10 protein-coding genes and 3 pseudogenes are annotated in these 12,605 nt (G+C 60.1%); 7 read left to right on the forward strand and 6 right to left on the reverse strand.

Features of this window, described 5'->3' with window-relative positions; genetic code table 11:
• Positions 1–133, forward strand: a pseudogene (locus SxD43FB_RS21930) (IS5/IS1182 family transposase); the annotation flags it as partial.
• A 53-nt stretch (positions 134–186) separates the two neighbouring features.
• Here SxD43FB_RS21930 and SxD43FB_RS21935 read toward each other — a convergent pair.
• Positions 187–294: pseudogene (locus SxD43FB_RS21935) on the reverse strand (DUF3072 domain-containing protein); the annotation flags it as partial.
• 165 nt (positions 295–459) lie between these two features.
• On the opposite strand from SxD43FB_RS21935, the gene SxD43FB_RS21940 reads away from it, so the two are divergent.
• Genes SxD43FB_RS21940 through SxD43FB_RS21955 form a run of 4 tightly spaced genes read left to right on the forward strand, consistent with a single transcriptional unit; the run spans position 460 to position 2,754 of the window.
• A complete protein-coding gene (locus SxD43FB_RS21940; RefSeq protein WP_096063941.1) occupies positions 460–675 on the forward strand; it encodes a hypothetical protein in 216 nt (71 codons plus the stop codon).
• Between the two features lie 13 nt (positions 676–688).
• Complete coding sequence (locus SxD43FB_RS21945; protein WP_096063942.1) at positions 689–979, forward strand: hypothetical protein; 291 nt, start codon at positions 689–691, stop codon at positions 977–979.
• Positions 980–1,013: 34 nt separating this feature from the next.
• The gene (locus SxD43FB_RS21950; RefSeq protein WP_096063943.1) at positions 1,014–1,904 is read left to right on the forward strand and encodes a diacylglycerol kinase family protein; all 891 of its coding nucleotides are present in this window, start codon (positions 1,014–1,016) and stop codon (positions 1,902–1,904) included.
• Complete coding sequence (locus SxD43FB_RS21955; RefSeq protein ID WP_255245854.1) at positions 1,885–2,754, forward strand: inositol monophosphatase; 870 nt, start codon at positions 1,885–1,887, stop codon at positions 2,752–2,754. The genes SxD43FB_RS21950 and SxD43FB_RS21955 overlap by 20 nt, the downstream gene beginning before the upstream one ends.
• Positions 2,755–2,761: 7 nt before the next feature.
• Here SxD43FB_RS21955 and SxD43FB_RS21960 read toward each other — a convergent pair.
• The 4 genes and pseudogenes from SxD43FB_RS21960 to SxD43FB_RS21975 all read right to left on the reverse strand — a co-directional run bounded on the left by SxD43FB_RS21960 (position 2,762) and on the right by SxD43FB_RS21975 (position 9,900).
• Positions 2,762–3,532, reverse strand: a pseudogene (locus SxD43FB_RS21960) (SDR family oxidoreductase).
• Between the two features lie 74 nt (positions 3,533–3,606).
• On the reverse strand, positions 3,607–6,705 hold the full coding sequence (locus tag SxD43FB_RS21965) for a DEAD/DEAH box helicase (protein ID WP_096063948.1): 3,099 nt from the start codon (positions 6,703–6,705) through the stop codon (positions 3,607–3,609).
• Between the two features lie 88 nt (positions 6,706–6,793).
• Positions 6,794–7,006 (reverse strand): hypothetical protein, encoded by a 213-nt coding sequence (locus tag SxD43FB_RS21970; protein ID WP_096063945.1) that lies wholly within the window; start codon positions 7,004–7,006, stop codon positions 6,794–6,796.
• Between the two features lie 113 nt (positions 7,007–7,119).
• Positions 7,120–9,900, reverse strand: a complete 2,781-nt coding sequence (locus SxD43FB_RS21975) for a PAS domain S-box protein (RefSeq protein ID WP_255245855.1) — start codon at positions 9,898–9,900, stop codon at positions 7,120–7,122.
• A 302-nt stretch (positions 9,901–10,202) separates the two neighbouring features.
• Between SxD43FB_RS21975 and SxD43FB_RS21980 the strand changes: the two genes are divergently transcribed.
• Positions 10,203–10,382: a hypothetical protein gene (locus SxD43FB_RS21980; RefSeq protein ID WP_096063947.1), complete on the forward strand. Its 180-nt coding sequence runs from the start codon at positions 10,203–10,205 to the stop codon at positions 10,380–10,382.
• Positions 10,383–10,918: 536 nt separating this feature from the next.
• Here SxD43FB_RS21980 and SxD43FB_RS21985 read toward each other — a convergent pair.
• Positions 10,919–11,935, reverse strand: coding sequence for an IS110 family transposase (locus SxD43FB_RS21985; RefSeq protein ID WP_096063950.1), 1,017 nt, complete (start codon positions 11,933–11,935; stop codon positions 10,919–10,921).
• A gap of 77 nt (positions 11,936–12,012) precedes the next feature.
• Between SxD43FB_RS21985 and SxD43FB_RS21990 the strand changes: the two genes are divergently transcribed.
• On the forward strand, positions 12,013–12,605 hold a 593-nt coding region (locus tag SxD43FB_RS21990), incomplete at its 3' end, for an IS5 family transposase (protein ID WP_096063949.1).

The following is a 12,605-nucleotide window of genomic DNA, read 5'->3' on the forward strand; positions in this document are numbered from 1 at the left end:
CTGCTTCAAGCTGCTTGGTCAGCGCGTCATGGCCCGCACCTTCGAGCGTCAGATAACCGAGCTCAAAGTCCGTGCTGCAATCCTCAATCGCTTCTCGCAAATCGGCACACCAAATACTGTCCGCGTCGCGTAGTAATCTCAAATAAAGCCCGCAGCAAACCTATCAGGAGTTATGCAACAAAGCCCCTGCGCACCAGTGATAGGTTCGTTGCCCGACACCCAATCTGCTGGATCTTTCTCAGCGTTCGAAGCCGGGTGCTCGTCGAATTTGGGATTATGGAAATGGTCGGTCATGACAGCCTCATTGTTCTTGATATGTTCCGATACAACCGTCCACGTAGCATGTGGTTCCTGCACCACGGTGGGAGAAGGAATGCAACCGATCGCTCGATCGGTGCTTCATACCAAGGCCGGGGAGAGCCTCCGGCGATTGTGTTATGGAAGGGAAGGATCAAGCTGATGCCTGGAAACGAGAATGGTCTCGACCCTGAAAAGGGCCAGTCGGACGAGTTGCCCCGCCGCGGGCCTGCCGGCGACGTCCAGCCCAATGAGGATGATCCCGATCCCCGCACACGCGGCGGCAAGTCGCAGGAGGATGTCGAGGATCGCCCCACCGTCGGCACGGTTAAACCAGACGATTATCCAGAAGCCGATCGCGCCGATTCCAAGCCCTGATGAAAGGATCACCATGAGCACGACGTTGACAGGCACCTTTGATAGCCGGGAACAGGCGGACATGGCTGTGGAACGGCTGGTCCAGGAAATCGGAATCGAACGAACCGATATTTTCGTGGCAGCCTCGGGCACGCAAAACAGTGCAGGCAACCTCATTGGAGGCGCTGATAACGAGACGGTCGATCAGGCCGAAAGGGATGATGTTCCCCTTGCCGGTGGGATCACGGTCTCGATCGATTTGCAGGATGAAGCGAAAGTCGAGGTCGTAACAGCCGCGCTGGAAGAGTTCGGAGCTGAAATATGAGACCCCCGCTAACGGCACGATATGGGCTGGTCTGGTGAAGGCGCTGCTCATCCATAGTCCCAATGCCGGAACCAAGCCCGAGCCGATGCGGTCACGCATTGGTCAATTGGAAGAGGCTGGCTTTGCCATCCACTATTGCGAACATGGCCGGGACGATATTCGATCCGGAATGATCGGCATGGAGATAGCGATCGCTGCGGGCGGCGATGGAACCGTAGCTTCGGTCGCTACCGAGATACCCGACCGGTCTGTACCCATTGCGATCCTCCCGATGGGTGGATCCAATAATGTAGCAAGGGCGCTGGGCATCCGCCAGTCGGTGGGTGCTGTCATTGATGGCCTCCACAGTGCGCGCGAAAAGAAGCTGACCGTAGGCAGCGTCACGGGGCCGTTCGGGCGGAAAGGCTTTCTGGAAGCGGTAGGTATTGGCGCGCTCAATCAATCCATCGAACTTGTCGATGAATCGCCCGACACCCCGGAGGAGAAGCGCGAAAACGGCCGCACGGCATTTCGGGAGACGTTGCGCACGGCCAAACCGATCGCGTGCGTCGTTGATATCGATGGACGCCGTTTCGACGGGCCATGGCTGCTTGTAGAAATTCTCAACATCGGCGCGATCGGCCCACGGCTCCCGTTCGCGCCAAGGGCGGACACGCAGGATAAGCTGCTCGACATCCTGTTGGTGGGCGAGTCCGATCGCGACGCCATGGTGGGATGGGCCGAACATTTCTCCGGCCCGCCACCGGCCCGCCTGGAAACGGGCTGCGTCGTCACGCTTCAGGCCAGCGGGCTATGCCCCCGGATCGACGATCGCCCCATCGACATGCCCAACGACGCATGGAAGGTCGAAATACGGCTGGATGACGAGCCGGTGACGATATTGGTGCCTGGCAGTATGACGGGACATGACGATGACAGTTGCTAAGCCGATGCCAACACCGGATTTACTTGCCCGCATGGAAGCTGTTGCGGTGGAACTCGCCACGATCGGCGGCCGGGAAATCCTGGCTACGCTGGGCAGCCTTATGGCCGTGCAATATAAGGGGGATGATAACGCCATTGCCTTGATGCGCGATCCGGTAAGCGAAGTCGACAGCCGGGTCGAAGCGATGATCCGCAGCCATCTGGCAGATCATTTCCCCGACCATGGCATCATCGGCGAAGAAATGGCTGTCCAGGCGGGACTGGGCAGCGATTTTGTCTGGGCGATTGATCCGATCGATGGGACAAGCAACTTCATCAACGGCTTCCCGCTATTCGCGTCATCCGTGGGCGTTCTGTACCGGGGCGTTCCCGTCGTCGGAGCATTATGGTGCAGCACCAGTCATCTGTTGACGCCCGGCGTGTATCATTGCGGCGGCACCGCAGGATTGCGGTTTGAAGGCGAGCCAGTGTCGCGCTTGCCAAACCCTGCCGTTCGCAAACGGCTCGCGGGTGATCCGCACGGCCAGTCTGGCGTCGGGCCATGGGATGGGCGCAAGACAGGATCGGCCGCGATCGAATGTGCGTTCGTGGCCGCGGGCCTGCTACAAGTCGCCAGGTTCGCGACACCCAACATCTGGGATGTCGCCGGGGGAATAGCCCTTGCGCACGCATCTGGCGCTTCGGTGTTTCAGAATGAAGATGGAAATTGGTCGCCATTTGCCAGCTTTGGCGACCAATTGGCGCAGATGGCGCAATGGCGTCGTCCATTGATCCTTGGGACGCCTGAGGATGCCGCCCGCATGACCGACATCCAGCGCGCTGACGCACAAGATCGAAGCCGCCGGATATAGCGACCCGTCAATGCGCGTAGATCATTTTTCGGGTCATGCCGCCATCGACGGTGATCTGCTGGCCCGTGATGAAGCCCGCACCTTCGGACGCCAGAAACAGGACGGTAGCCGCGATGTCGGACGGTTCGCCGACCCGGCCCACCGGATGCTGTTCCCGGTCAATAGCGCGATGTTCAACCGCTTCGCGCACCTGTGCTTTTGCCTAGGGACGGGTTTCAATCCAGCCGGGCAAAACGGCGTTGACGCGGATGTCGGGGCCAAGGCTGATCGCCAGTGCATGGGTCATGGCGCATAGCGCACCCTTGGCCGCAGCATAGGCCTCCGTATCGGGTTCTGACTGGATCGCCCGTGTCGATGCCATGATAACGATCGCTCCCTTGCGCTGACGAAGGAGCGGCACAGCAGCGCGCACCATCAGGAACGCACCGGTCACATGGCTGTCCTGCCATGCCTGCCATTTTTTAAGTTCCAGTTTTTCGACCGGACCGCTGATCGGCGTGGCAAGGCCCGCATTCGAGACGAGCAGATCCATACCTTTCGCCTCCCCCGTCGTCTTTTGCCATGCCGTAATCTTATCGAACGCCTTTTCGACGTCGCGCTCACTAGCGACGTCAGCACGGATCGCGATCAGCTTGTCAGTCGGCAACTCATCGGAAAGATCGCGAACCGCCTCGGCGTCCTGGTCCAGCACCGCCACTCTCCAGCCCTGCGTCAACAGGGCCTGGGTGATACCTTTGCCGATGCCCTGAGCACCGCCTGTAACGACCGCAATCTTCATATGGTGTACGCCCTCTCGATGGCCCGAAAAATTCCAGCGCCGCACGTCAGGTTGATCGACGCAACGTCCAAGCGTTAGTTCCGCAAAGCGCCAATGCTCTCGAGCAGGTCGGTCACCCTTGCGAGCCGATCAGCCTCGTCGGTCTGCGCCTTCAAAAGCCAGCGGCCGTCTTTTTCGGAAAGCCCTGCACATTGGCTCATGTCGCGACCCGTTTCGCGCGGCGTCAGCGCTATCGCGGCCGGGCCTGCATCGACGCGTGCCATCCCGCCCGCCCGCGCGAGAATAGCAATTCTGTTGGCATCGATCAGACGTTCGGCGGCGGGGGGCAGCGGACCAAATCTATCCGCCAGTTCCTCCTCCAAAGCGTTGAGCCCAGCCTCATCGACAAGCCGCGAAAGCCTGACATATAGGCCCAGGCGGATGTCGGGGTCGGGTATCCAGTCCGATGGCAAGCCGCCCGCGCTGCCTAGATTGAGTTCGGGCGTCCACAGTCCGGCATCTTCGCCCCGCGCCTCTTTCAAAGCCGCTTCGAACAGATGTTGGTAGAGGTCGATGCCGATCAGCTTCATATGTCCGGCCTGCGTGTCGTCCAGAGGATCGCCAGCGCCGCGTTGATCGAGATCGGCTGCACTGATCGCAAAGCCCGCACCCAGCCGGTCATAGGTCGCCAGCGTGCGCAGCCGCTTCATCGTACGTTCGGCAATCTCTCCCGCTTCGGTCAGCAAAATGACCTGGCCCCGGCGATTGCCGCGGCCCACCCGCCCGCGCAACTGATGAAGCTGGGCAAGGCCGAAGCGGTCGGCGCGCCAGACAATCATCGTGTTGGCGCGCGGCACGTCCAACCCCGCCTCGATGATGTTGGTCGCGAGCAGGACATCGCCTTCGCCACCGCCAAAGCGGACCATGGCGTCGTCGATGGCGGCTACCGGCATCTTGCCATGCGCTTGGATCAGCGCGAGGTCCGGCACGATCCGCGCCAGCCGTTCGGCCAGGGGCGCGAGATCCTCGATACGGGGCACGACGACAAAGCTTTGTCCGCCACGCGACCGCTCACGCAATAGGGCGGTCCTGATCATCGCATCGTCGGGGCTGGCAAGACTTGTCCGGATCGGCTGGCGATGGGCGGGCGGCGTTGCGATCACCGACATCTGTTGCAGGCCGATCATGGCGCGGTGCAACGTCCGGGGGATGGGCGTCGCGCTCATCGCCAGCAGATGAAGGTCGGTGCGTCCGCGCAGCCTTGCCTTATCGGCCGCGCCGAAGCGCTGCTCTTCGTCGATGATGACGAGCCCCAATTGGGCATAGCGTATATCCTTCGCCATCACCGCAGCCGTGCCGATGACGATACCGATGGCCCCGTCCGCCAGCCCGGCCTTCGCCGCCTTCTTCTCCGCCGCACTCGACAGGCGCGACAGGCCAGCGACGACCACGCCCGTATCGGCAAAGCGTCGCTGGAACGTTTCGATATGTTGCCGAACGAGAACCGTCGTGGGCGCGGCCAAAATGACTTGATAGCCTGCAAGGGCGGCAAGCGCGGCGGCCCGCAGGGCGACCTCCGTCTTGCCATAGCCGACATCACCGATAACCAGGCGATCCATCGGCCGTCCGCTGGCCAGGTCGTCCCGTACCGCCTGGATCGCACGGGCCTGATCCGCCGTTTCGTTGAAAGGGAAGCTGGCGACAAATCGTTCATAAGCCGCGCTATCGGGTTCGATGATCGCGGCTTTGACATCGGCCCTCTCCTGCGCCAATCGAAGGAGGTCGCGGGCGCTCTGCGCCACCGCCTCGTCAATCGCCCTGCGCCGCTTTTCCCAGGTCGATCCGTCCAGCTTGTCGAGCCGCACCGCATCGCCATCGGCGCCATAACGCCATAACAGGCCCGCCTCCTGGCAGGGAACGAGCCGTCGGGCGCCGTTGGCATATTCAAGCGCGATCAGTTCTGCGTGCCCATCGCCGGGAGCCGCCTCAAGGCCCAGCACGCGCGCGACGCCATGATCCTCATGCACGACGAGATCGCCTGCACGAATGTCGCCGCCCGCCTGGGCAAGCCCGGCGGCAACGCTGCCCTGCGTCGCGCCAATCAACGCCCGGCTACCCAGAAGATCGGCGGCCGCAATCATCACGAGCTTCGTGCAAACAGCCCCCCGATCGATCGGCGCAATCAGCGCAGCTATCGCGCCCGGCGCAAGCGTATCGACGGCCGCGATCGCGTCGATGGCCTCGACCTTAGCCTTGAACGTCTTGGCGATCTTGGGCCGGAGGAAACGGACATCCCGCTCGCTGCCAACCAGGAGCACGCGCTTCCCCTCCTGCACATGCGGTGCCGCAAAGCGCTTCAATGCCGATAGGGGTGAGCGCTGCTCCGCAAAGCGGGGAATGGGCGATATGGCGAAATCCGCCGGATCGCCTGAACGCCAGGCCGTAAGATCCTTTGCCCATAGCGACTGGGATGCGGCATCGATCACCGAACACGAATGGCCGGCGGCCTCGGCGGCCAAGCGAATGAAACGCGCGCGGCGCTGCTCGGCCTTTGCCGAAACGTAAAGCCGCCCCGGCCGCAGATGGGCGAGGATGGTAACTTTCGGCTCAGGTTCCGGTTCGGCAGCCCGGCCGATCTCCAGCAACTCGCACGGCGCCTGCGTGCGCTGCGTGATCGGATCATAGCGGCGGATACCGATGACGCGCCCATCGGCGACTTTGATCCGGGCCGGCAGCCCGGCATCTGCCGGAAAAATGTCGATTACCTCCCCGCGGACCGCCACCTCGCCTGGTTCATCGACGCGATCATCAGCGACATAACCAAGCCTCTCCATGTCAGCTGCGAAATGGGCCGGATCGGTCGGTTCCCCGACGCGCAGGCTGGGCGGCGCGGCGTCGAAGGCGGCGGGGTCCGCATAAAGCCGCGCGGCACCTTCCCCGCTCATGATGGTTGCAAGAGGACGGCGTTTGGACTCCGCTCCAAGCCGCCGAAGATGCCGCAAGGCGGCAACACGTTTCCCGATGTTGGAAGGGGACGCAGGCGCGCTGTCGCCAGGCAAGATGTCGCTCGACGGCAGGAAGACGACATGATCCTCAGGCGCAAGGAAGGTGAGCGCGCTGGCCACCGCTTCGGCGTCCTGCTCGTCATCGGCCAGATAGAGCAGATCGCCCGCGCTCAGGGCGTCGAGCAGCATGAGTGCGGTCTCACCAATCCCCTGGGAAACGCTCATTTGCCCACCAGGACGCGAAAATCGACTTGGTCTGGCCTGACAGTAAAACAGCTCAAAAGCCTTCTTTGCCCTGATGATCGCCATGGCCTGTCGCGCGCAATTCCGCCCGGTCGCGATCTGCACGCGCACGCGCGGTCGCGATCATCGTCCGTTCTTTCTTGGATGGGGGATCGTTGGATGTCGGCGCGGCCTGCTCATAGAGGCCGCCCGTCGCTGCCGGCCGTTGATCCGCTTCCGGTTCCTGGCCCTTTCTCTTTTCTTCCACCGTGGCTCTCCTACAGGTGGGCAGCTAACGGCGTGACGATGTCGTGGGTTCCGCCAACGGCAAAAAGTCCGGTTCAAAATGAAAAGCCGGAAGACGCGCGCTAAGGCGGCCGCTTAAGGATCAGATTGGCCGGTCGCTGATCGGCTGCCTAGTTTGTCACCTTCGTCAATCATCTCACTAACCTTGCTGACGATGGCCTCGATTCCGAAGGGTTTGGTGATCACGTGCATATCATGCTCCAGCAATCCGTTGCCAATGATGGCATTCTCCGCATAGCCAGTGATGAACAAAATCTTTAGTTTGGGACGTCCCACTCGGCCGGCGTCTGCGACCTGACGGCCATTCATTCCGCCGGGCAAGCCCACATCCGTGATGAGAAGGTCGATGCGTAGATCAGACTCAAGCACCTTGAGACCGCTGGGACCATCCGCAGCTTCAACGACGTGATATCCCCCGTCGGTGAGGACATCGACGATGAGCGAGCGAACGGAGGCCTCGTCATCGATGACCAGCACGGTCTCCCCGTGCCCCCCAGCATCAAGCTGCGTCGGCCGCAACTCCTGTTCGATCTCAGTTACCGGTCCCATATGCCTTGGAAGGTAGAGGCACATGGTCGTGCCTTCGCCGACTTCCGAATAAATCCGTACTTGCCCGCCTGATTGCCGCACAAAGCCATAGATCATCGAGAGGCCAAGGCCCGTGCCTTCGCCCAGCGGCTTGGTCGTGAAGAACGGATCAAAAGCGCGGGCGATCACGTCGGGCGTCATCCCCGTTCCGGTGTCACTCACGCATAGCGACACATATTGACCAGGGGGTAGCTCGCGTTCCCGGGCCATGCGGTTGTCTAGCCACTTATTGGCTGTTTCGATCGTCAACCGTCCGCCATCCGGCATCGCGTCTCGCGCATTGATGCAAAGGTTCAAAAGCGCGTTTTCAAGCTGGTAGCGATCAACCAACGTCATCCACAAACCGCCCGATCCAACCACTTCGATCTCTATGGAGGGCCCGACAGTACGGCGTATGAGGTCTTCCAAGCCAGAAATTAGCCGGTTTACATTGACGGCTGTGGGATCCAGCGTCTGTCGGCGGGAAAAGGCGAGCAGTCGCTGCGTCAACGCGGCAGCCCGCTTTGCCGCGCCCTGCGCGGTTTCGAGATGGCGACCGATAGCCTCCAGACGACCCTGGGAAATACGCAGTTCCAGCAATTCCAGGTTGCCAAGAACCCCTGCCAGCAGATTGTTGAAATCATGGGCGATGCCACCGGTCAACTGCCCTACAGCCTCCATCTTCTGGCTTTGGCGCAAAGCCTCCTCTGTGGCGATAAGGGCTTGAGCCGCTTCGGTCTCCGCGGTGATATCGCGGCCGAACAGATAGAGCATACCGCCTTCTGGAACGGTCGTCCAAGCGAAGCGTCGGTGGCTGCCATCCTTTGCGCGAAAGACGCTTTGTGACTCGACTACAGCAGCGTTGGATTCGGAGAGTTTCGCCAACCGCTGCTGCGCGGCTTCTTGCTCCTGCGCAACAAACTCCAAAATATTGCGGCCGACCGTATCAGCTTCGCTCCACCCCAGCGTTTTCGTCCAGGATGGATTGACAGCGTTGATAATGCCTTGGGTCGTCGCCACCGCCTTGACGATGGGAGAGAGCGCCCAAATCCGCTCCCGATCGCGAGCGAGTTGGCGCTCCCGGGTTATATCGCGCGCCACGGCATGGATGCGGCCCGCGTCCGGCACAGCGTTCCAGTCGAGCAATCGATAGCTGCCGTCCTGGCAGCGATAGCGGTTCTCGAACAAAAGGGTCGTAACGCCCTGAGCCAGCTTTTCGACTTCCTTGGCTGTGGCAGATAAATCGTCGGGATGGACGAAATCGGCCAGGACCTGTCCAACCATCTCATCCTCTCGCCACCCCAGAAGGCGGGTCGCAGATGGGTTCACCAAGCGAATGACGCCATCAAAGTCGCAAACCAGCATCAGGTCCTGACTAAGCGACCACAGCCGATCGCGGTCCCGTCGCTGGGCAGACACGGCATCGATGGTGGCAAGCGCCCCCGCTATCTGCGCGGCAATAAGGTTGGCGAAGTCACGAGTTGCTTCGTCAAGCAGGCGGTAGGGATTCAATCCCAGAACAAGTGCACCGACGGCTTGCGCTTCGCCGGGCTGCTCGATAGCTACGATCAACGCATCGCGCGGCGGTATCTCCCACGGTCCGGTTGGTAACTTCGAAAAAGCGCCCCCCAGCGGTTCCACGGCCTGTTTTTCGCCTCTTTGAATCGCGACGACTGGCCAATCCGCAGCGTCTCCAGTGCCGGGATCAAGGCTTTCAGGCAAGTCGAACAGCTGTAGGTTCGCGAACGGAAAGTCCCGGCTCTCGCTGCCAAAATGGCCTCGCACTGCTGCGATCACGTCAGACCGACTTTTCGATCGGAGCAACGCGGCGGCCAGATCATTCAATTGCTTGATGCGCCGTTCACTAATCACCCTGTCCGTCTCCTCGCGAACGACGCACATCAGGCCTTCGACAGCACCCCCGCGACCCATCAGAGGACTGTAAGAGAATGTGTGATACGTCTCTTCGGGATAGCCGTTGCGCTCAAGGAGCAGAAGCAACTGTTCGTCCCAGGTCGCAACGCCATCTCGCATGACCGAGACGATGCGATCCTTGACGTCCTCAAAGACCTCCTTCCATACCTGCGACATGGGCCGACCCAGCGCTGTGGGATGTTTGAAGCCCAAAGTCGGAATGTAGGCGTCATTGTAGAAGAAGTTGAGGTCTTCTCCCCAACCAAGCCACATCTCAAACCGAGACAGGAGCATGAGCCGTAGCGACGCCTTGAGTTCTTCGGGCCATCGATCAGGCGGACCTAAGTTCGATGCCTTCCAATCATGCGCTCGCATGATTGCACTCATTTGGGAATCGCCAGGGAAAACGTCAGGCCAGTCGTTTGTCACATCCCCCCCTTACAACCGTTTGGTCAGCATTACGGCGAAGCCGTAATGTTTTTAATAGCCCTCGGTTCCGTCGCGGCGTTTGCGCTGTGACACAGGGCGGTAAGGCCAAGCTTGCCCAAAACAGCGGTCTTTCTCCAGATCATCTCGAAAAATTTAATCTAAAATCCCTGCGTGTCACGTTCCAATCAATCAAGGGAACACTGACTAACTCGGCTCGTTATAAATGCAGTGTCATATAGGAGAGACTGATGAGCATCGAAGGAAAAGCAAAAGAAGCAGCCGGCTACGTCAAGGAAGAGGCGTTCGAGCACGGCAAGTCCGTCGAAAGCCAGAAGAAAGCACAGGAAGGGCGCGATCTGCGCAATGGAGGACGCGTGGAAGATGGCAAAGCGCCAAAGACTTCTGAGCCAGGCACCGGCGCAAAGTAATATTTGATTTCTGCCGAACGATACGCCGCCCTTCACAGGGCGGCGTTTTCGTTTTCCCTTACTTTAGCGGAGTGTAACGGCAGGGAAATTTCGGTGGTCGCGTCGTTTCGGTGGCTACCACGTGTATGTGAAGCTTCTCGCCAATGACCTCATTGAGAGCCCGATCCGAAACTAAGTTGAGTGGTATCAGCGGGTTAGCTTGACGCTTGCCGCAGTCGTTGATTCAGGGGTTTTGCAACAAACTTCCGGAGATCAACGATGTGGACCTCTGTGGTTGCCGTCCGTTTTGCAAGATGGTTTTTGGCCGAATGAGCAAGTGATCGAGTGCGGACTTCTGTCAGGCCTTTGGGTGCAGCATTTCAGAAGCCGCTGGCCGGTATGGTGATCAGCGGAGCAGGTCCAAATCTGATACTCGAGTTCATGCACTCGCGTCCACATACTGGTTTTCCCGATCCGGATCTGCTTGATCATTTTCCCATTCAAATCATCGCCTTCTTGTCCCCGTTACCAACTTCAGCCTTGCGCGAGTTTCTCGATCAAGCCGCGGTTGCTGTCGCCGGATTCCGGAAGTCCTCATTCTTCGTCAGCATCGCCCAGATCATGCGGGCCATCTTGTTAGCCAGCGCTATTGCTACGAGCATTCGCGGTTTGCGTGCGCTCAGCCGCGCCAGCCACGATTCTTGGGCAATCGTTTTTCGTCCCAACCAGTTCAGACGGGACATCGCTCCGATTATCAACAATCGTCGAATATCCGCCTGACCCGCTTTGGAAACCCTTCCATACCGGGCCTTGCCCCCACTGGAATGCTGGCGGGGGACCAGTCCCAGCCAAGCAGCAAAATCGCGTCCGCAGTGAAAACTTTCCATGGGCGGCGCGAAGGCCTCAACCGCCAGTGCTGTCAGTGGGCCTATGCCAGGCATCGTCTGCAGTCGACGTGCCGTATCTGCTTGAGAAGCAGCCATTTTGATCCGGCGATCGCTGGCTGCAATCCTGGCCGTCAAGGCGGCAATCTGCTCGAGAAGCTCGCTACATTCCGCGCGAGCCATCACGCTCAAGTCGCTGTTTGGTTCGGTCACGATCGCTTCAATGCGCTGGAACTGGTGAATGCCCTTTGGAACAGTGTGTCCACACTCATAGAGAAAAGCGCGGAGCATATTAATCAGTTCAGTGCGCTGATGGACCATGCGGGTCCTGGTACGAAACATCATTGCCCTTCCTTGCTGCTCCTCCGATTTGGGGACGACAAAACGCATCTCAGGGCGCTGTGCAGCAATAACAATCGCTTCTGCATCAGTTGCATCGTTCTTTTGGCGTTTGACGAACGGGCGAACATAATGCGGCGCGATCAACCTAACCTCGTGGCCCAGTCGAGCCAGTTCCCGCGCCCAGTAATTTGCACTACCGCAAGCCTCCATCACCACCACCGCCGGAGCCTGCTGAGCCATGAACTTGCGGAACTTGTCCCGCGATAGCTGCTTGCGATATTCCACCTCGCCAGACATGCTGGCCGCGTGAAGTTGGAAAACATTCTTCGCCAAATCCACGCCGATCATGGTAGTCGTTGTCACGGTTGCCGTCCTTTCCGCACAGTGGTTGTAGACACCATTTTCTTGGCACATCACGATGCCGTTTGGGGAGGACGGCAACCACCCCATCTGATACCACTCGGGCGCAATATGCCCGCGCGGGACTGACTTTGCCAAGCGATTTGACCGATGCCGAATGGTCGGTGCTCGAACCTTTCTTGCCGCCACCCTCCCACGTAGGCCGTCCGCGCAAATGGCCGCTGCGACGGATCGTCGAGGCGATCCTGTATCTGCTGCGTGGGGGGCTGCCGTGGCGAATGCTGCCGCCCTGCTTTCCGCCGGTCTCGACAGTTCGGCGCTGGTTTTACCTGTGGCGCGATAACAAACTGTGGCTCTCGCTCAATCATACCCTGCTGTTGATGGCGCGTGAAGCGACGGGCCGCGAGGCTTCGCCCAGTGCTGGCGTGATCGATAGTCAGAGCGTGAAAACAACGGAAAGTGGTGGCCCTCGCGGCTTTGACGCGGGCAAGAAAATCAAGGGGCGCAAGCGCCACATCCTCACCGACACCGAGGGCCATTTGGTTCATGCGGTGATCCATACCGCCGACATTCAGGACCGCGACGGCGCGCCGCTGGTCCTGCGTGAAATCATCCACCGCTTTCCATGGCTGCGCCATGTCTTTGCCGATGGCGGCTA

The sequence above is a fragment of the Sphingobium sp. D43FB genome (assembly GCF_002312805.1).
Taxonomy (GTDB): Bacteria; Pseudomonadota; Alphaproteobacteria; order Sphingomonadales; family Sphingomonadaceae; genus Sphingobium.